The organism is Mycolicibacterium arabiense (assembly GCF_010731815.2).
GTDB lineage: Bacteria > Actinomycetota > Actinomycetes > Mycobacteriales > Mycobacteriaceae > Mycobacterium > Mycobacterium arabiense.
The window spans coordinates 4,757,289-4,776,806 of sequence record NZ_AP022593.1; the positions used below are offsets into that span (position 1 = coordinate 4,757,289).

Consider the following 19,518-nt stretch of genomic DNA (forward strand, 5'->3'; position numbering starts at 1 on the left):
GCACCTTCGGGGGCGGTAGGGCTTCAGCCGCGACGACGCCACGTCATCGCTCCTGGGTCGGTCATCGGCTCTGTTCGTGCTGCCAGAAAACGTTCATTCCGAACGGCACGAGCACCTGGAGACGATCGAATGTGCGCTAACACCCCACGGCACCGCGCAGGGGACAACTCGGCTCAGGCGGGGGTGTGGGCGGCGAGGCAGATCCTCGTCAACGAAGGTTCGACGTCGGGCGGTCGTCGACACGCGGTGAAGCCGAACACCGGCTATGCGAGGTACATCGGCCGCGTGGGTGCCCTCGCCGTGTCGCTGGGGGTCGGAATGGCCGTTGCGACGTCGCCCGGCGTGGCTTACGCCGAAACCGAGTCCGACCCAGACTCGCCGGCGGCGTCCGGCCCCTCCGGTGCGGGCCCCGCAGCATCGTCGACGCCCGCGTCATCCACCCCGACTGACTCCTCTCCCGATGCGGCGGACGTCGACGAGCCGGCAGGGCCGACGTCGGCGTCCGAGTCGGCAGCCGACGACGGTGGTGACGTGCCGAAGATGAACGTCAACAGCTCGGGTGGAGCGCACACGTCGACGTACGGCACGTCGGCCGCCGGGGACGAGGATCCCGTCGTCACGCCGGGCGCGGCTGACCTCGACACCGTGGTGGAGAGCGAGGCGGGCCAGGAGGACGAGACGGCGGGGCCCGTCGAGGAACCGCCGGCGGGCACGTCGCCGGAACCGGTCGCGGAGGTGCCGACCGATACGTCGGAACCGATCGACGCGCCCGCGGACCCGGTCGCAACCGATGGTGACGATTCCGGGTCGCCAACCCAGCCGAGCGGTGAGTCGGCTGGCGGACAAAGCGAAGGCGCACAACCCGGACCCGAGCCGAGTCTTCCTCAAACGCAGACGCTTTCCGTGACCGACGATCCGGCGCCGCCGTCGGAGAGCACGTTCCAGGCGACCTCGTTCAACACGCTCATCGTCCCCTCGCCTTCAGCCGACCCACTGTCGGCACTGCTGGCCGTACCCGGCGCCATCGTCAACGTGTTCACCGGCTTCGTGGGCGCGCTGCTCACCCCGTTCCTCGTGCCGGGTCCGTTCGCGCCTGCGCCACTGCCGGGACTGTGGGCCGTATTGGCATGGGTGCGAAGGGAAATAACCCACACTTTCTTCAATCGCAGTCCCATCGCCGTTCCCATTCAGACCGGGCAGAGCCTGACGGGCGTCGTTACCGGCAACCTCAACGCGGTTGACCCCAATGGCGACCCGTTGACCGCCACGGTGACGCAGCAGGGGCAGTTCGGCACCGTCGTGATCAACGCGAACGGCACCTACACCTACACCCCGAACGGTGCAGTTCCGGCCGGCGGCATCATCGACTCGTTCAAGGTGACCATCACCGACGGCCCCGACATGCATCTGCCGGGGATCTTCGGTCTCGTACAGGGCGTCTTCGAGTGCATTGCGCGATTCGTCGGCATCGCCCAGCCCGACACGATCGTGAAGACGGTCCCCGTCACGGTCGTCGGTTCGGCGATCGGGCTGCCGCCGGTGATCGTCACCAACCCGGTGGGTCCGATCGTCACGCCGAATAGCCCACCGGTGGTGGTCGATTCGTCCCTCGTCATCAGCGACGTTGATTCGCCGAAGCTCTCGAGCGCAACGGTCAAGGTCGGCGTCGGATACGTCCAGGGTGACGTCCTGGCGTACACGCCGACGGCAGGACGTCCGATCACCGCAGATTGGAATGCCACCACAGGCGTCCTGACCCTGTCCGGTGAAGCGACGCTCGCCCAGTATCAAGAGGCGCTGAGGTCGGTCACCTTCGCCTCCGCTGCAGCGACTTTGGTTGGTGCGAAGGCGATCCTGATCTCTGCCACGGATACGAAGAACCTGACCAGCCTACCCGCGCTCGTCGCGGTGACGATGCTCGGGGCCAACGTGCCGCCGCTCGTGGTGACCGTTCCGGTGGGTCCCATCGTGACCGCTGGAAGTCCGCCCGTCCCCCTCAATCCACTGCTGACCGTGGTCGACCTGAACTCTTCAAGGCTCAACGGCGCCACCGTCACCATCACGACGGGGTTCACCGCAGGCGACGTCCTCGCGCTGGGCCCACTGACCAACAACCCGGTCACCGGCAGCTGGAACGCCGCAACCGGCACGTTGACACTGACGGGGGAGGCCACCGTCGCGCAGTACCAGGAGGCCCTGCGTGCGGTGACCTTTGCGAGCACCACGGCCGCGGTGATCGGCCTGCGAACGGTGTCGATCGTCGCGACCGACGATCAGAGTTTGGCGAGTCTGCCGGGGCTGGTCGCGGTCACGGTCCTTGGCCTGCCCGGCAGCGCGCCCTCGGTGATCGCCACGGTGCCGGTGAAGCTGTACACCTCGGGCGGTACGCCAGTGGTCCTGGATGCCAACCTGACGATCGTCGACGTCGACTCGACGACGGCGACCGGCGCGACGGTGAGTTTCGATCCGTTGACCTATGACCCGGCGAAGGACCGGTTGGACTTCGTCGGCTCCGGATCGATCACCGGTGCCTTCAACGCAACCACAGGCGTGTTGGCGCTGACGGGTGCCGGGTCGATCGCGGAGTACCAGGCGGCGTTGCGGTCGGTGAGGATCGCCTCCGATGCGGTGGTCGGACTGCGGACGGTAACGATCGTCGTCACCGCCGATGGCGTGCCGAGTGCACCGGGGCTGATCGCGGTGACCATCGCGTCGCTACCGGTCTCGACGAACCTCCCGTCGGTGATCGCCACGGTGCCGGTGAAGCTGTACACCTCGGGCGGTACGCCAGTCGTGCTGGATGGCAACCTGACGATCGTCGACGCGGACTCGTCGTCTGCCAGTGGTGCGACGGTGACCATCGGCGGTTACACCAATGGTGCAGACACACTGGGGTACAACGGGTCCGGGCCGATCAGCGGCACGTTCAATGCCGCGACTGGTGTGCTGACCCTCTCCGGTACGGCCTCCATCGCCGAATACCAGGCCGCGCTGCGGTCGGTGACGTTCGCTTCCACCGCTGGCGTGGGGTTAAAGCCGGTGACGATTGTGCTGACTGCCGATGGCGTGGCGAGTGCGCCGGGAGTGGTGGCCGTGACGGTTGCCTCCTTGCCGGTGTCGACGAACCTGCCCTCGGTGATCGCGACGGTGCCGGTGAAGCTGTATACCTCCGGCGGCGTGCCGGCGGTGCTCGATGGCAACCTGACCATCGTCGACGCGGACTCGACGTCCGCCAGCGGTGCAACGGTGACCATCGGCGGCTACACGGCCGGTGTCGACACGTTGGGGTACAACGGGTCCGGGCCGATCAGCGGCACGTTCGACGCCGCGACTGGTGTGTTGACGTTGACCGGTAGTGCCTCGATCGCCGAATATCAAGCCGCGCTGCGGTCGGTGACGTTTGCCTCTACCGCTGGCGTGGGGTTGAAGCCGGTCACGATCGTGCTGACCGCCGATGGCGTGGCGAGTGCGCCGGGTGTGGTGGCCGTGACGGTGGCCTCCTTGCCGGTGTCGACGAACCTGCCCTCGGTGATCGCGACGGTGCCGGTGAAGTTGTATACCTCCGGCGGCGTGCCGGCGGTGCTCGATGGCAACCTGACCATCGTCGACGCGGACTCGACGTCCGCCAGCGGTGCAACGGTGACCATCGGCGGTTACACGGCCGGTGTCGACACGTTGGGGTACAACGGGTCCGGGCCGATCAGCGGGGCGTTTGATGCCGCGACTGGTGTGTTGACGTTGACCGGTAGTGCCTCGATCGCCGAATATCAAGCCGCGCTGCGGTCGGTGACGTTTGCTTCTACCGCTGGCGTGGGGTTGAAGCCGGTGACGATCGTGCTGACTGCCGATGGCGTGGCGAGTGCGCCGGGTGTGGTGGCCGTGACGGTGGCCTCCTTGCCGGTGTCGACGAACCTGCCCTCGGTGATCGCGACGGTGCCGGTGAAGTTGTACACCTCCGGTGGTACGCCGGTGGTGCTCGATGCGAACCTGATGATCGTCGACATCGATTCCACGTCGGCTAGTGGTGCGACGGTGACCATCGGCGGCTACACGGCCGGTGTCGACACGTTGGGGTTCAACGGGTCCGGGCCGATCAGCGGCGCGTTCGATGCCGCGACCGGTGTGCTCACCCTCTCCGGTACGGCCTCCATCGCCGAATACCAGGCCGCACTCCGGTCGGTGACGTTCTCGTCCACGGCGACCGTTGGTGTGAAGCCGGTGACGATCGTGCTGACCGCCGATGGCGCTACGAGCGCACCGGGTTTGGTGACGGTGACGGTGGCGACCTTGCCGACGTCGACGAACTTGCCCTCAGTGATCGCCACGACTCCGGTGAAGCTGTACACCTCCGGTGGCGCGCCGGTCGTGCTCGATGCCAACGTGACGATCGTCGACGTTGACTCGACAACCGCCAGCGGAGCGACGGTCACCATCGGCGGTTACACCAATGGTGCGGACACGTTGGCGTACAACGGGTTGGGACCGATCAGTGGAGCGTTCGATGCAGCGACAGGCATTCTCACGCTCTCCGGTACGGCCTCCATCGCCGAATACCAGGCCGCACTCCGGTCGGTGACGTTCGCTTCTACCGCCGGCGTTGGTGTCAAGGCGGTGACGATCGAACTGACTGCCGATGGCGTGGAGAGCGCACCCGGGCTGGTGACCGTTACGGTCGCCACCCTGCCGGTGTCGACGAATCTGCCGTCGGTGATCGCCACGACGCCGGTAAAGCTGTACACAAGCGGCGGAACGCCGGTCGTGTTGGATGCGAACCTGACGATCGTCGACGCGGATTCGACGTCGGCCAGTGGTGCGACGGTCACCATCGGTGGATACTCCAACGGTGCGGACACGTTGTCGTACAACGGCTTCGGACCGATCACCGGCTTGTTCGACCCTGCGACGGGTGTGTTGACGCTGACCGGTACGGCTTCGATCGCCCAGTATCAGGCGGCCCTGCGCTCGGTGACATTCGCTTCCACGGCCGAGGTAGGGGTCAAGGCGGTCACGATCGTCCTGACGGCCGATGGCGTGCCGAGTGCGACGGGTCTGGTGACCGTCACGGTCGCCACGCTGCCGGTGTCGACGAACCTGCCTTCGGTGGTCGCCACGACTCCGGTGAAGCTGTACACCTCAGGCGGTATGCCGGTGGTGCTGGATGCGAACCTGACGGTCGTCGACGCGGATTCGACGTCGGCCAGTGGTGCGACGGTGACCATCAGCGGTTACAGCAACGGTGCGGACACGTTGGGTTACAACGGGTCCGGGTTGATCAGCGGGTCGTTCGATGTCGCGACCGGTGTGCTGACCCTCTCCGGTACGGCCTCGATCGCCGAGTACCAGGCGGCGTTGCGGTCGGTGACGTTCGCTTCCACCGCCGGCGTGGGTGTGAAGCCGGTGACGATCGTGCTGACCGCCGATGACGTGCAGAGCGCACCAGGGCTCGTGACGGTCACGGTCGCCACCTTGCCGGTCTCGACGAACCTGCCCTCGGTGATCGCCACGACGCCCGTGAAGCTGTACACCTCGGGTGGCGCGCCGGTGGTGCTGGATGCAAGTTTGACGATTGTCGACGCTGACTCGACGTCGGCCAGTGGTGCGACGGTGACCATCGGCGGCTACACGGCCGGTGCAGACTCGTTGACGTACAACGGCGCAGGAACGATAACCGGGATATTCAACCCGGTTACGGGGGTGTTGGAGCTGACTGGCAATGCCACGATCGATCAATACCAGGCCGCCCTCCGGTCGGTCACCTTCTCTTCCACGGCGACCGCCGGCGTCAAGGCGGTCACGATCGTGCTGACCGCCGATGAGGTGGAGAGCACTCCCGGACTGGTGACCGTCACGGTCGCCACCCTCCCGGTGTCGACGAATGTGCCGTCGGTGGTGGCGACGTCGGCGGTGAAGTTGTACACCGCTGGTGGTGCTGCGGTGGTGTTGGATCCGGTGCTCACGGTGGTGGATCTGGATTCGAATACGGTGTCGCAGGCGACGGTGACCGTCGGTGGTGTTGGGTTCGATTCGGCCACTGATTCGTTGGGATTCGTTGATGGCAACGGGATTACGGGGTCGTGGGATGCGGCGTCGGGGACGTTGACTCTCAACGGTGATGCGTCGGTGGCGGCGTATCAGGCGGCGTTGCGTTCGGTGACGTTCGCCTCGACGGCGACTGCGTTGGCGGGGTTGAGGTCGGTGTCGGTGGTGGTGACTGCCGATGGCGTCGACAGCCTGCCGGGTGTGATCGGTGTGACGGTGGTGGCGCTGCCGATGTCGACGAATGTGCCGTCGGTGGTGGCGACGTCGGCGGTGAAGTTGTACACCGCTGGTGGTGCTGCGGTGGTGTTGGATCCGGTGCTCACGGTGGTGGATCTGGATTCGAATACGGTGTCGCAGGCGACGGTCACCGTCGGTGGTGTTGGGTTCGATTCGGCCACTGATTCGTTGGGATTCGTCGATGGCAACGGGATTACGGGGTCGTGGGATGCGGCGTCGGGGACGTTGACTCTCAACGGTGATGCATCGGTGGCGGCGTATCAGGCGGCGTTGCGTTCGGTGACGTTCGCCTCGACGGCGACTGCGTTGGCCGGGTTGAGGTCGGTGTCGGTGGTGGTGACTGCCGATGACGTCGACAGCCTGCCGGGTGTGATCGGTGTGACGGTGGTGGCGCTGCCGCCGATCGTCAACGTCCCACCATTGGTCGTCACCTCGCTGGCGCAGAGCTACACCGCCGGCGCCACCGCGGTCGTTCTCGATCCGTCCCTCTCGGTGGCCGATCTGACATCGCCGACCATGTCGGGCGCGACGGTGACGATCGGGCTCGGCCGAAACGTCAACGACGTGCTCAGCTACACGGGCACGACGCCGGGGATAAGCGCCTCATGGAACGCGGCCACGGGAACGTTGACGTTGACCGGCGATGCCTCTGCGCAGGCCTACCAAGAGGCACTTCGGTCGGTGACGTTCTCGTCGTCAACGTCTGCAACGCAGGGGATTCGGACAGTCGCGGTCGTCGTTACGGATTCGCAACTGGCGCCGAGCATCCCCGCCGTCATCGCCGTGACCGTCTTGGCGAACCAGTCGCCGATCATCGTCGGCTCATTGATCAACGCGGTGCCCTACACGGTGGGCAACGCTCCGGTCGTCTTGGACCAGTTCGTCACCATCCTCGACGACTCGACCTCGATCCAGGGTGCCAAGGTGCGGATCACGCTGGGGAAGCAGGCTGGGGACGCGTTGTCCTTCACAGCACCGTCGGCAAGCGGCATCACGATGAGCTACGACAGCGCCAACGGGGTCCTCACGCTCTCCGGGACGGCGACGGTCGAGCAGTATCAGGCCGCTCTGCGTTCAGTGACATTCTCCACCAGTGCATCCGGGCTCATCGGTCTGCGGACGTTCACGTTCGAGATCACCGACCAGCAAGGCCTGGCGGGAACGTCGCTTCCATTCACGGCCATCGTCACCGCGAACTCGGCGCCGCTCGTCACGTCATCGCTGGTCGGCGTGGACATCAAGGTCCTCAACAACGACCCGGCGAAGGTCTTGGACCCGAACATCACGATCCTCGATGATTCCACGTCGCTGACCGGTGCCACGGTGACCATCACCTACACCGGGGTGAACCTCGGCGGCAGCGATGTCCTCGCGGCGACACCGCCTGCCAGCAGCGGTATTACGTGGATCTACAACTCGACCACCAGAACGTTGACGATGGCTGGCGAGGCCACCGTGGCCGAGTACCAGGCAGCCCTGCGGTCGGTCACATTCGACACCTCGGGCGGCCTACTCAACCTCGCCGTCCGGACCGTCACGTTCAACGTGACGGACCGACAGGGCGCGACTAGTCTCGGGCTGCCGTTGACGGTGCCGGTCGTGAGCGTCCTCTAAACCCGCGACGCCTGGTACTGGGCGACGAGCCACTCGTCACCCACTCGGGCGAGCGCCACACCGATGTTCAGGTCCAGCGACGGCTGATCGACAAACTCGAACGTCGCGCGCAGGTATCCGATGACGGCATCGGTTGCCAGCGTGCGACTTTCGAGCACGCGGTACGAGACGGTCATGCCCGACGGCTGCGACTCGTAGTACGCCGCAACCGCCGCACGCCCCACGCCGTACGGGCGCAGGCCCTGGAACACCGCGTCCCGGGCGAACGCGGCGGCCACCCGGCCGGGATCGTGTGCGTCGATCCCGGCCTTCCATTCGTCCATGACGGCGACGACGACCGATGCGGCGTCCATGTCAGTGGCCCGCACTCTGACCGCCGTCGACGTGCAAGATCTCGCCGGTGACGAAGTTCGCGTTCTCCAGGTACAGCACGGCGTCGACGACGTCGTCGATCTCACCGATCCGACCGACGGGGTGCAGCGCCGCCAGGGCGTCGTACTCCGACGGATCGTGCATGGGCGTCCGAATGATGCCCAGTGCAACGGCATTCGACCGGATGCCCCGTGTCGCATACTCGACCGCGAGCGCCCGCGTCGCCGCGTTCACCCCGCCCTTGGTCAGCGACGCGAGCGTCGACGGCACGTTCGAGTTGGCATGTTCGACCAGCGTCGTCGAGATGCTGACCACGTGGCCACCGTTGCCCTGGTTCAGCATCGCGGCGACCGCCGCACGGGACACCTCGAAGAAGCCACGGAGGTTCACACCCGTGATGGCATCGAAGTCCTCGTCGGTGTACTCGGTGAACGGCTTGGGGATGAAGATGCCCGCGTTGTTCACGACGGTGTCGATCCGGCCGAAGCGAGCCAGGGTCGCGTCGACGATCCGTTGGCCGACGCCGGGGTCGGACACGTCGCCCGGGATGGCGAGCACCATCGGGTCGTCCGACTCCGCGATGTTGCGTGAGACGGCGGCGACGGCGTAGCCGAGCTTGCGGTAGCCGGCCACCAGGCCCCCGCCGATGCCCTGCGATGCGCCGGTGATGAGTGCGACGCGTGGAGTGTTGTTCATGTCCGTTCCCTTCTCGTGGTGGTGTCCGTGGAAACGCAGCATCGCCCCGGCCCACTCCTCGGCGACAGGACCGGAATGCTCGCTGCTGATAGGCAACGCCTACCACTGGACTACGCTGACCGGCGTGGAGCTGCGCCAGCTGCGCTATTTCGTCACGGTCGCCGAGGAGCTGAACTTCGGCCGGGCCGCGGAGCGGCTGCGCATCGCGGGGCCGTCCCTTTCGCAGCAGATCAAGGCCTTGGAGCGGGATCTCAAGGTCCAGCTATTCGATCGGGACCGTCGCTCCGTGGCCCTCACCGCAGCAGGCTCGGCGTTGCTTCCCCGCGCCCGCGCCCTCGTCACCGATGCAGACGACCTACGCAGACAGGCGCAGGGGATGTCGTCGACCGAGCCCGTGCGAATCGGCTACGTGCAGTGGTGCCCGACGGATTGGGCGGAACGGGCGGCCGGCGTTGCCCAGGTCCGGATCGACACGTGGGTGATGCCGTCGCATGCGCAGGCCGCCCGCGTCGCCGAGGGCAGCCTGGATCTGGCCATCTGCTGGGTGCAGAACGCTGACCTCGACGCGCTGTCCCTCAACGCCCGCCTGGTGGGCACCGACCGGCTCTACGCCCTCGACGTCGGCAGGGATGCAACTCCCGTCGCCGCGCGGGACACCAGCGTCCTCGCCGACGCCGACGAAGCCAGCTGGTCGTCGTGGAACCGGTACGCCGAACAGTTCGCGCGGGACAACGACGCCCGGCTGATCCGGGTGGACGACGGCGGCGTCACCGGCTCCACGTTCTTCGACCACGTCCGTCGCTTCCGCCGGCCGTTGCTGAACAACCCCCGCGGCCAGAACGATGCGACACCGCCGGATCTGGTGCGGCGCCCGGTGATCGGTCCGGCTCCGGTATGGACCTGGTCGCTGGTGTGGCGGCGGGCGGAGGTCAACCCCGCGGTGCTGGCTCTCATCGAGGCGTTCTGCGCGGGGGCGGACCGGTCGGCCCTTGACGACCCGCAGACGTGGCTGCCGCCAGGCGATCCGCACCGCCGCGACTGAGTTCCGACGAGCCGACCCGCAGTCCGATCGCGGCGACCGCGGCGAGGCTCACCACGGCCGACGAGGTGATGAGTGCCAGCCGAAAACCCTGGTGCAGAAGCGGACTGACGAGCAACGGGCCGACGATCTGGCCGACGGAATAGCCCGTCGTGAGCACTGCCACCGCCCGGGGAAACGCCAGCAGGCGCCCCGCCGCCAGAGCAACGGTACTCACGCCGATGAAGGTGCCGCCGAACAACACCGCGCCGATCAACGCAGCCACGGGGCCTCCGGCCACGGCGGGCAACGCGATGCCCACGGCCTGCAGCGCCAACGCCGCGACGAGCAGGGTCGGGTGTGACCAGCGTCTGCTGGCCGCCGCCCACAGCGCTGCCGACGGTGCGGCTGCCACCCCGACGACGATCCATGCGCTGTTGCCGAGCCAGCCCGGAGAACTCTGGCCGATGGCGGCGACCAGGAACGTCCCCGCGATGATGTACCCGACTCCTTCGAGGGTGTAGCAAGCGAACAGCACGATGAACCAGCGCCGTGAATTAGCGGTCGCCACAACGGAATCCGCCACTGGACCGGTGCCTTCGGCCGCGCCGCGCATGTGCCATGCCACGGCCGCGATCAGGGCCGCCAGCGCAGCCGACGACCACCACGCGGTGCGCCATCCGGCCGTCGGCAGCAGCAGGACCAGGGCGCCCGACAGCGCTATCCCGACGCCCACCCCGCCGAAGCCCCAGCCCGGAAGCTGCGCGGACCGGCCTCTGGCATGGTCGAGCATCCAGTCGACGGCGATCACGAACAGCAGGGCGCTCGCGAACCCTGCGACCGTGCGGACGACGAGCCATCCGATGACGCCGTCGCACAACGGCATCGCGGCCAGGCTGGCGACCACGAGGACCAGCGCCGCACGCCAGGTGAAACGCGTACGGACCAGTCTCGGCGCGACGGCACCTGCCATCGCGCCCGCGAGGTAGCCGACGTAGTTGGCCGTCGCAAGACCGCCAGCGGCCGCGGGACTGAGCCCGCTCTGGGCGGTCATCAGCGGAAGGATCGGCGTGTAGACGAAACGACCGATCCCCATGGCGGCGGCCAAGCCGGCCGCGCCGCGGGCGATGTGAACGTGGGGGTGCTGCCAGGTCATCCTGCCATCGTGGGCAGAGCGCCGCGGCATGGCCACGACCCATTTGCTCGCAGCTGTGAGGCCTTACCTCACAGCGCCGTTCGAGCTAGCGAGGAGGCAGCAGCGGTGGCGGCGGGGGTGAGACCACCGGCACGTACGCATTCGGGTCCGGGGGCGGCGGTGGTGGCGGCCCGTCGAAGTACCCGGGCGGCGGCGGACCGTTCAGGGAGTGGTACCCCTCGGGAAGCGGAGGTCCCCCGGAGTAGTCGCCCATCGCAGGAGGCCCGTTGGACCCCGGCGCGTTCGTCGACACGTACCCGGGCGGCAACTGAGGTGCGGGTCCTGCGCCGGGCGGAGGTGCAGACTGCACCGGCATCGCGTCGCCGTACGGGTTCTTCGCCTGGTTCCACGCGTCCTTGAGGAAGCCCAGCGGACCCGAGCTGGATCCCGACCCGTACTTGGGGTCGGTGATCTCGGGAACCATCGGCTCACCCATGGGCGGCGGCGCGGGAGCCGCGACCACCAGTTCGCCGGGCGGGACCGGCACGGGCTGCCCCGGCGGTGGCGGCGGGGCAGGCTCACCCGGCACCGGTGTGGGAACGAGGGGCTCGGCACCAGCGGGTCCGGCCAGGCCCAGCGCGAACGCGCCCAGGCCTATCGCCGCGCCGGCCACCACGATCTTGGCGGCCTGCACGGGTGAGGTGGCGCGGTCGCGCCGACGTGCGGTCATGAACAAGGAGGCTAGCGCCTCCGCGCTCCTACCGCGCCGTCACGATCAGATCGCCGGTCCCAGCAGGTCGTCGGCGTCCTTGATCACGTACCCGTAGCCCTGCTCGGCGAGGAAGCGTTGGCGGTGTGCGGCGTACTCGGCGTCGAGGCTGTCGCGGGACACGACCGAGTAGAACACCGCACCGCCGCCGTCGGCCTTGGGGCGCAACAGCCTGCCCAGGCGCTGCGCCTCCTCCTGCCGGGATCCGAACGTGCCGGACACCTGGACCGCGACGCTGGCCTCGGGCAGGTCGATCGAGAAGTTGGCGACCTTGCTGACCACCAGGGTCTGGATGTCGCCGCGCCGGAACTGGTCGAACAGGATCTCGCGTTCGGCGTTCTTCGTCGAACCCTGGATCACGGGTGCGTTCAGCTCCTCACCCAACTCGTCGAGCTGGTCGAGGTAGGCCCCGATGACCAGCGTCGGCTCGTTGGGATGACGTTCGAGGATCGACTTGACCACCGGGATCTTGGTCCGCGCCGTCGAACACAGCTTGTAGCGTTCCTCCGGCTCGGCGGTGGCGTAGAGCATGCGCTCGTTGTCGGTCATCGTGACGCGCACCTCGATGCACTCGGCAGGCGCGATCCAGCCCTGGGCCTCGATGTCCTTCCACGGCGCGTCGTACCGCTTGGGGCCGATCAGGCTGAACACGTCGCCCTCGCGGCCGTCCTCGCGGATCAACGTCGCGGTCAGCCCCAGCCGGCGTCGCGACTGGAGGTCGGCAGTCATCCGGAACACGGGCGCGGGCAGCAGGTGCACCTCGTCGTAGATGATCAGGCCCCAGTCGCGGCTGTCGAACAGCTCGAGGTGCTTGTACTCGCCCTTGGTGCGCCGTGTGATCACCTGGTAGGTCGCGATGGTGACCGGCCGGACCTCCTTGCGTTCACCGGAGTACTCGCCGATCTCCTCCTCGGTCAGTGACGTGCGCGCGATCAGTTCGCGCTTCCACTGCCGTCCCGCGACGGTGTTGGTCACAAGGATCAGCGTGGTGGCGCCCGCCTTGGCCATCGCCGCGGCGCCGACCAGCGTCTTGCCCGCGCCACAGGGGAGGACCACCACGCCCGAGCCGCCGGCCCAGAACGATTCGACGGCCATCTCCTGGTAGTCGCGCAGCTCCCAGCCGGTCTGGTCCAGGTCGATCGTGTGGGCCTCGCCGTTGACGTACCCGGCGAGATCCTCCGCCGGCCAGCCGATCTTGAGCAGCATCTGCTTCACTCGGCCGCGCTCACTGGGGTGCACGATCACGGTGTCGTCATCGAGGCGGGCGCCCAGCATCGGGGCGATCTTCTTGTTGCGCAGCACCTCTTCGAGCACCGCGCGGTCGGTGCTGACCAGCATCAAGCCGTGCACGGGGCTCTTCACCAGCTGCAGGCGCCCGTACCGGGCCATGGTGTCGACGATGTCGACGAGCAGCGGCTGCGGCACGGCGTAGCGCGAGAAGGACACCAGCGCGTCGACCACCTGCTCGGCGTCGTGGCCCGCGGCGCGGGCGTTCCACAGCGCCAGCGGCGTGATGCGGTAGGTGTGCACGTGCTCGGGGGCACGCTCCAGCTCGGCGAACGGCGCGATGGCCGAGCGGGCGGCGCCCGCCAGCTCGTGGTCGATCTCGAGCAGCAGTGTCTTGTCGGACTGCACGATCAAGGGGCCGTCGGTCACGAGCGATCCCCGCTGCAGTTGTGGGAGGTCATCTGACCCATTATCCCGTGTCCGCCGACACCACGGACGTCACGCGGTGAATCGCGAACTCCCGGACCCGGCCGGCAGCCGGGTCGTAGGCGGTCAACTGCCCCCCGCGGACGTTGATCGGCGAGACCACGCGCTGGGTCGCGACTCCCGCGGGGTCGACGTAACCGATCACGACCGAGGTCTGCTGATGCGCCGCGGACTGCAGCTGCGCCATCGCCTCGGCGGGGTCGAGTCGCGATCCCGAGGCGTGCGCGCCGCCCATCTTGCGCAGCACCGCGACGATCGCGCCGAGGGTCTGCGCGTTGGGTGTGGACATCGGCCGGTAGCCGCGCCTGCGCACGGGCGCGGGAACCCTGGCCCCGCGGGCGCTGATGTCGACGATGGCGCCGGACCAGTCCTCGGCCGCCGGCGCGAAGCCGCCTGCGCGCAACGCCGCCAGCACGTCGGCGATGGGCGCCGCCGAGATCGCGACGGTCGGCGCCAGGCTGCGCATCTCGACGTTGGCCAGCGCAGGCGCGGCGATGGCCTGGGCCAGCAGCGCCGGGTCCTCGCAACGGATGAACGACGACGCCATGCCGACCCGGAGCTGCCCGTGCCGCCGCGCCACGTCGTCGACGAGGTAGGTCAGCCCCTGGGGGACCGGGGTCTTGGAATGACGCTCGAACAGCGTGTGCAACTCACTCGCCGTGCAGCCGGTGTCCAGCGCCCGCCGGATCGTGGCCTCGCTGATCCGATAGACCGTCGCCGCGCCCGCCGACTCGATGGTCGCCACCGCGGCGAGCCGCTCGGCGAGTTCGCGCTCCAGCGGACCCGGCACGATCACCGTGAGGTCGCCCTGCAGCAGGAAGTAGTCGATGGGCGCAGGCAGCACCTTCTCCATCGATGCGACGACGGCGGCTTCCTCCGCGCCGTCGAGCAGGCGACGGATCGGCGTCGCGATCGCACCGCGGCCGACCATGCCCAGCGTGTGCGCTTCGGTCAGCAGCGCCCCGACGGGGACCGGCTGCAGGCGCGTCGACCACCGCGGCCTGCGCCACGCCATGGCCGCGGCGACGGAGTTCGCGTCCACCGCAGAGCCCGACGGCAGGTCGGCGATGGCCTGCAGGAGCAGCCTGCGGTCCAGCGGCGCCGCGGTCGAGTAGAGCGAATCCGACAGCGCCGCATAGGGTTTGCCGTCAGGCCCGCGTTCGCCGATGAGGCTGGGCCGGGCCGCGAGGTCGAGCCACGCCGACGCCAGCGCGTACCACCGCGTCGCGGCCGGCGACTCGACGAACCGGTCGGCCGCCACGGTCGGCGCCCAGAACGGGCCCGAGCCGTCCTGGGGTTCGGGGTCCGGAATGCCCGAGGCGATCAGGCCGGCGGCGGCGGCCACCTCGAGGATGAGGCCGAGCCGGTGGTCGTCGATGCCCGTGGCCTTGGTGAGCCGTTTCACCTCGCGCACGCCGAGGCCGCCGTTGCGCAGTTCGACGACCGGCGCAGCCGAGAGCGTCTCGAGGATCACCTCGACCTCGCGCAGCACGTCGATCGCGGCACCTGCGGCCGCGGCGTCGACGTCGCCCACCTTCAGCTTGGCGACCGTCGGGTCGGGCGGCGCCAGGCCGGTGGGGCCGGGCTGCTGACCGCGCATGATCTGCCCGACGGTGCGCGGCAGGATGACGGTGTCGTCGTCGAGTTGCCGCAACAGCCCCGCGGCCAGCAGGCGCTGCACGGGGCGGTCGGGCGGCGTGCCCGGAGCGGCGTCCCGCGTCCGCCCCACGGGGGAGCCCTCGACGAGGCGCTCGAGCAGTTCGCGGGCAGGGGTGTCCAGACCGGCGAGGCGTTCCGCGATTGCAGCAGGGTCGGGTGCGGCGGTCTCGGCCGTCACCTGACCCGGGTACCAGGGCAGACCGGACGCCGCCTCGGCCGTCACGCGCAGGCTGGTGTCGCCCCAGATCAGCGCCCGATCCCGCAGATCGTCGACCGCGGCACTCACCCGCTCGTCGTCGCCGAACAGCGACAGCAGCTTGGCCACCGGCACCGCGGAGGCGTCGGCGTGCAGCAGCAACAGGCCGTCGAGCACGGAAAGCCGCAGGTAGTCCAGGTCGTCGGTGGCAGCCTTCACCGACTGACGGGACTGCGCCCTGGCCGCAAGAGCCGCGATGGAGCCGGGCGGCGGTTGCGTGAGGTCGGGTCGCAACTGGAGCAGCCGGATCAGCTGCTCGTCGGGCAGGCCGGCCAACCAGGCGCCCAGCGGCATGGCGGGGTTGGGTTCGGTCATCGACACCCAGCGTAAGCCAGGTGACCGGTCTCGCCAGTCAACGCTTGGCCTGCCACAATGTCAGCGTGGCTGAGAAGAAGAAGAACCACTACGTCGACAATGGCTGGCCCGTCACCGAGGACGGTGACCATGCGGTCAGCGAACTCGCGGCAGACCGCACGGGCGCACTGTCCCCGTTCGGCGACGTGACGTTCCCGCTGCCGGCCACGGAACTGCCGTACACGCACCCGGTCACCGTCGTAAACAAGTAGCCGTGACCGATCGGTTGTCGCACCTCGACGACGAGGGCGCGGCACACATGGTCGACGTCACGGCGAAGGACGCCACCAAGCGCACCGCGGTCGCGACGGGCACGCTCCGGACGCGTCCCGACGTCGTGGACCTCATCGCGTCCAAGGGACTGCCCAAGGGCGATGCGCTGGCGACCGCGCGCGTCGCAGGCATCCTCGCGGCCAAGCGGACCAGCGACCTCATCCCGCTGTGCCATCAATTGGCGCTCACCGGCGTGGACGTCGAATTCGCCATCGGTACAACGGCTGTCGACATCACGGCGACCGTGCGCACCACCGACCGCACCGGCGTCGAGATGGAGGCGCTCACGGCCGTCAGCGTGGCCGCCCTGACGCTCTACGACATGCTCAAGGCCGTCGACCCCGCGGCCACCATCGACGGCATCGCCGTGGTGCGCAAGGACGGCGGCAAGACGGGGACGTGGGAGCGGACGTGACGAGCGCTCGCAGGACCGCACGAGTCATCGTCGCCTCGACCCGGGCGGCGGCCGGGGTCTACTCCGACCGCAGCGGACCCGTCGTCGTCGAATGGCTGACCGCCCGCGGGTTCGACGCGCCCGAACCGGTCGTGGTGCCCGACGGCACCGACGTCAGCCGCGCGCTGCTCGCCGCCGTCGGGGAGCGCGTCGACGTGATCCTCACCTCCGGCGGCACCGGCATCTCGCCGACCGACGGCACCGCGGACGCAACGGCGGCAATCGTCGACTACGAGATTCCCGGCCTCGCGGACGCGATCCGGCGGTCCGGACTACCGCACGTGCCCACCTCGGTGCTCTCCCGCGGCGTCTGCGGCGTCCGGGACGGCGTGCTGATCGTCAACCTGCCCGGCTCGACGGGCGGCGTGAGGGACGGCCTTGGCGTCCTGGACGGTGTGCTCGACCATGCGCTGGATCAACTACGGGGCGGAGACCATCAACGATGACGTCGATCGTGCGCATCGCACTCACCGAGGAATTGATCGACCTGACCGAGCACGAGGCGCTCGTCGCTCACCAGGCAGCAGGTGCGGTGGTCGGCTTCTCCGGCGTCGTACGCGATCACGACGGCGGCCGGGGCGTGACGCGGCTCGAGTACTCCGCGCACCCGACTGCTCTGGACGTGCTCACCGAGGTCGCCGAGGACGTCGCACGCACCGCTGACGGCGTGCGCGCCATCGCGGTGAGCCACCGCATCGGGACCTTGCACATCGGCGACGCCGCCCTGGTGGCCGCCGTGGCGGCCGACCACCGAAGGGCTGCGTTCGAGACGTGCGCGTCGCTCGTCGACACCGTGAAGGCGCGGCTACCGGTGTGGAAGCACCAGTTCTTCGCCGACGGCTCCGAGGAGTGGGTCGGCTCGGCCTGACTGACTTACGCCGCGGGCGGCGGCAGCAGCGGGCCACCGACCGGCGCGGGCACGGGAGCGTCCGGTGCGGGTGCCGGTGCCGGTGCATCGCCGGGCGTGACCGGAACGTTGGGCCCTGCGGCCTGCTGCGGGTACGGGGTGTTCATGCCGCGCTGCGCGAGACCCATGATCAGGGCTTCCTTGCCGCTGATCTCCTGGCTCTGCACGGCCTGCCACAGATCCTTGATGTAGCTCGCGTTCGGGCTCTCGTTCCCCTGCGCTGCCGGGTCGAGGGTCGAGCCGGGCGGAAGGGCTTCCGGGCTGGCGAGGTGCGGGACGCCCTCGGCGGGCGGCGCGGGGACCTCGCCGCTGACCGGCTGAACTGCCGCGTCGGGGGCGGGCGCCGGTGCGGGCAGGGGAGCCTCGGCACCCAGTGCCAACGGACCGGGGGCAGGCGCCGGGGCGGGCGGAGCCGGCAGCACCGGCTCGAGCGGAACGTCCGCCCGGCCGAGCGACCACACCTGCGGCTGGTCGGCGGGAGCCGGACCACCGGGCGCGACGTCCCAGTTGGCGGCCTCGACGATCGGCGGTGCGGGCGGCGGGGGAGGCAGCTCGGGTGCGGGCGGCGGAGGCAGGGGTGCGTCGACCGGGGGAGGCAGCGGAAGGTCAGCAGGCGGAGGTGGCAGCGGCGCGTCGACCGGCATGGGCGCACCGATCGTCTGGGCGGCGTCCACGGGCAGCGGCGCATCGAGCGGAACGGCAGCGGCCTCGGGCGGCGGCGGTGGCAGCTCGGGGGCCGGCGGCGGAGGAGGCGCCGGCATGTTCAGCGGGCCGATGGCCTCGAAGGGCGGCGGGGGCGGCGGCAGCAGCTCGGGAGCCGGCGGCGGCGGGGGCGGCGCGGGAGCCGCGAACAGCTCGAACGGTGGCGGAGGAGGAAGCTCGCCATTCAGCCCGGGGTTGTCGAGAGGTGCCGGTGCGTCGGCGACCACGTTGCGCGGCGTCGAGGCGGACAGGCCGCGACCGCACGTCGGCCATGCGCCCTTGCCCTGGCTGGCCAGGACGCGCTCGGCGACCGCGATCTGTTCTTCCTTGGTGGCCATGTAGGCCGTCGGGGCGTACTCACCGCCACCGTGGCCGGACCACGTGCTGGGCGAGAACTGCAGACCGCCGTGGTAACCGTTGCCGGTGTTGATGGCCCAGTTGCCGCCGGACTCGCACGAAGCGACCCGGTCCCATTCGCCGTCAGTCGCAGCGCCGGCCTGGCTGGCGAGGACCATGCTGCCGCCACCCAGGACCGCGCCGGTGAAGGCGATCTTGGCGACGTTTGCAGCGGACGTGATTGGGGCAGCCTTGCGGTGGCGTCCAGTCATAGGTGCAGAAATTCCTCTCGTAGGCGCCCGCGAGGTCAGCTGTCGGGTTCGGGCTGGAGAGGTTGCCCGGCCGGCACGTATGTCGGCTTCACCCCAAGGAGCTGCAGTTGCAGCCCCAGGTCCTTTCGGTGGACCGGTGGGTCCCCCGCCTCCATCCAGGTGGTCGGTATCGGCTGTGCCCAACGGATGGAGCTCGGCGCTATCGGGCACAGCGGGCCACGTGATTTGGGTCGTGTGGCTTGGGTCATGACCGTAACGGCTGGCTTCGGTCCCGTCACTTCGCGCCGACCTCGGCGTTTCCGCCCCCAGCAAATATTATGAGGACCTTAAAGCCGCAGGCGGATTCGGTGTTTCCGCAGGAGTGTCAGCGGGTATCGGGGCCGCCCCGCCAGTTCGTGACCATTCCGTGATGTGATGTAAATCACCGTCATCCGCCGGCGAAGGGCGGTAACACGTCGACGATCTGGTTTGTTCTCAACCGAACCGATCGATCCCGAACCGCCACGCCGTCGCAGAGAAACGAACATCTCTCCAACACCCGGGTGAGGTCGGTGCCGCGCTCCCGCAGCCTGGCGAGAAGACCGTCGATCGTCGTTCCCGCTGCGATCTCGACGGTTTCGTCCTCGGTGCCTGCCGCCGCGCGTGCGGCAGCGAAGTAGCGAACGGTCACCCGGACCGGCGCAACGCCCTCGACCCCGTCGGAGGGGGTCAC

Annotated in this window: 14 protein-coding genes and 1 riboswitch; of the genes, 6 read left to right on the forward strand and 8 right to left on the reverse strand. The window is 69.0% G+C overall.

Features of this window, described 5'->3' with window-relative positions; all coding sequences use genetic code 11:
* The first annotated feature begins 129 nt into the window (after positions 1 to 129).
* Positions 130 to 7,890 carry a cadherin-like domain-containing protein gene (locus G6N61_RS24565; RefSeq protein WP_163922386.1) on the forward strand — a complete coding sequence of 2,587 codons (7,761 nt, stop codon included), beginning with the start codon at positions 130 to 132 and terminating at the stop codon, positions 7,888 to 7,890.
* Here G6N61_RS24565 and G6N61_RS24570 read toward each other — a convergent pair.
* Positions 7,887 to 8,258, reverse strand: coding sequence for a nuclear transport factor 2 family protein (locus G6N61_RS24570; RefSeq protein ID WP_308215010.1), 372 nt, complete (start codon positions 8,256 to 8,258; stop codon positions 7,887 to 7,889). The genes G6N61_RS24565 and G6N61_RS24570 overlap by 4 nt on opposite strands.
* Positions 8,245 to 8,958 (reverse strand): SDR family NAD(P)-dependent oxidoreductase, encoded by a 714-nt coding sequence (locus G6N61_RS24575; RefSeq protein ID WP_163922388.1) that lies wholly within the window; start codon positions 8,956 to 8,958, stop codon positions 8,245 to 8,247. The genes G6N61_RS24570 and G6N61_RS24575 overlap by 14 nt, the downstream gene beginning before the upstream one ends.
* Before the next feature lie 124 nt (positions 8,959 to 9,082).
* Here G6N61_RS24575 and G6N61_RS24580 point away from each other — a divergent pair, with 124 nt between their 5' ends.
* A complete protein-coding gene (locus G6N61_RS24580) occupies positions 9,083 to 10,000 on the forward strand; it encodes a LysR family transcriptional regulator (protein ID WP_163925081.1) in 918 nt (305 codons plus the stop codon).
* On the opposite strand, the gene G6N61_RS24585 is transcribed toward G6N61_RS24580, so the two are convergent.
* The 4 genes from G6N61_RS24585 to G6N61_RS24600 all read right to left on the reverse strand — a co-directional run bounded on the left by G6N61_RS24585 (position 9,909) and on the right by G6N61_RS24600 (position 15,823).
* On the reverse strand, positions 9,909 to 11,132 hold the full coding sequence (locus G6N61_RS24585; protein ID WP_235887289.1) for a YbfB/YjiJ family MFS transporter: 1,224 nt from the start codon (positions 11,130 to 11,132) through the stop codon (positions 9,909 to 9,911). The genes G6N61_RS24580 and G6N61_RS24585 overlap by 92 nt on opposite strands.
* A gap of 85 nt (positions 11,133 to 11,217) precedes the next feature.
* A complete protein-coding gene (locus G6N61_RS24590; protein ID WP_163922390.1) occupies positions 11,218 to 11,841 on the reverse strand; it encodes a hypothetical protein in 624 nt (207 codons plus the stop codon).
* A gap of 45 nt (positions 11,842 to 11,886) precedes the next feature.
* Positions 11,887 to 13,536, reverse strand: coding sequence for a DNA repair helicase XPB (locus G6N61_RS24595; protein ID WP_163922392.1), 1,650 nt, complete (start codon positions 13,534 to 13,536; stop codon positions 11,887 to 11,889).
* Positions 13,537 to 13,576: 40 nt separating this feature from the next.
* Complete coding sequence (locus G6N61_RS24600) at positions 13,577 to 15,823, reverse strand: helicase-associated domain-containing protein (RefSeq protein ID WP_163922395.1); 2,247 nt, start codon at positions 15,821 to 15,823, stop codon at positions 13,577 to 13,579.
* Positions 15,824 to 15,888: 65 nt separating this feature from the next.
* Here G6N61_RS24600 and G6N61_RS24605 point away from each other — a divergent pair, with 65 nt between their 5' ends.
* Genes G6N61_RS24605 through G6N61_RS24620 form a run of 4 tightly spaced genes read left to right on the forward strand, consistent with a single transcriptional unit; the run spans position 15,889 to position 17,457 of the window.
* Positions 15,889 to 16,074, forward strand: coding sequence for a hypothetical protein (locus tag G6N61_RS24605; protein WP_179973518.1), 186 nt, complete (start codon positions 15,889 to 15,891; stop codon positions 16,072 to 16,074).
* A 2-nt stretch (positions 16,075 to 16,076) separates the two neighbouring features.
* Positions 16,077 to 16,550, forward strand: coding sequence for a cyclic pyranopterin monophosphate synthase MoaC (gene moaC / locus G6N61_RS24610; protein ID WP_163922398.1), 474 nt, complete (start codon positions 16,077 to 16,079; stop codon positions 16,548 to 16,550).
* Entirely contained in the window at positions 16,547 to 17,035 is a 489-nt protein-coding gene (locus G6N61_RS24615) for a MogA/MoaB family molybdenum cofactor biosynthesis protein (protein ID WP_163922401.1), read from the forward strand. Before moaC ends, G6N61_RS24615 begins: the two co-directional genes overlap by 4 nt.
* Positions 17,032 to 17,457: a molybdenum cofactor biosynthesis protein MoaE gene (locus G6N61_RS24620; protein ID WP_163922404.1), complete on the forward strand. Its 426-nt coding sequence runs from the start codon at positions 17,032 to 17,034 to the stop codon at positions 17,455 to 17,457. Before G6N61_RS24615 ends, G6N61_RS24620 begins: the two co-directional genes overlap by 4 nt.
* Before the next feature lie 5 nt (positions 17,458 to 17,462).
* Here the strand turns inward: G6N61_RS24620 and G6N61_RS24625 are convergent, their stop codons facing one another.
* Complete coding sequence (locus tag G6N61_RS24625; RefSeq protein ID WP_163922407.1) at positions 17,463 to 18,806, reverse strand: transglycosylase family protein; 1,344 nt, start codon at positions 18,804 to 18,806, stop codon at positions 17,463 to 17,465.
* 9 nt (positions 18,807 to 18,815) lie between these two features.
* Positions 18,816 to 18,985, reverse strand: a riboswitch (cyclic di-AMP (ydaO/yuaA leader).
* Positions 18,986 to 19,233: 248 nt separating this feature from the next.
* Positions 19,234 to 19,518, reverse strand: coding sequence for a MoaD/ThiS family protein (locus G6N61_RS24630; RefSeq protein WP_163925084.1), 285 nt, complete (start codon positions 19,516 to 19,518; stop codon positions 19,234 to 19,236).

Bases quoted from the DNA above. Each gene is read 5' to 3' on its own strand.
- G6N61_RS24600 (WP_163922395.1), bottom strand. From the start codon at position 15,823: ATGACCGAACCCAACCCCGCCATGCCGCTGGGCGCCTGGTTGGCCGGC.
- G6N61_RS24575 (WP_163922388.1), bottom strand. From the start codon at position 8,958: ATGAACAACACTCCACGCGTCGCACTCATCACCGGCGCATCGCAGGGC.
- G6N61_RS24565 (WP_163922386.1), top strand. From the start codon at position 130: ATGTGCGCTAACACCCCACGGCACCGCGCAGGGGACAACTCGGCTCAG.
- G6N61_RS24585 (WP_235887289.1), bottom strand. From the start codon at position 11,132: ATGACCTGGCAGCACCCCCACGTTCACATCGCCCGCGGCGCGGCCGGC.
- G6N61_RS24625 (WP_163922407.1), bottom strand. From the start codon at position 18,806: ATGACTGGACGCCACCGCAAGGCTGCCCCAATCACGTCCGCTGCAAAC.
- G6N61_RS24590 (WP_163922390.1), bottom strand. From the start codon at position 11,841: ATGACCGCACGTCGGCGCGACCGCGCCACCTCACCCGTGCAGGCCGCC.
- G6N61_RS24620 (WP_163922404.1), top strand. From the start codon at position 17,032: ATGACGTCGATCGTGCGCATCGCACTCACCGAGGAATTGATCGACCTG.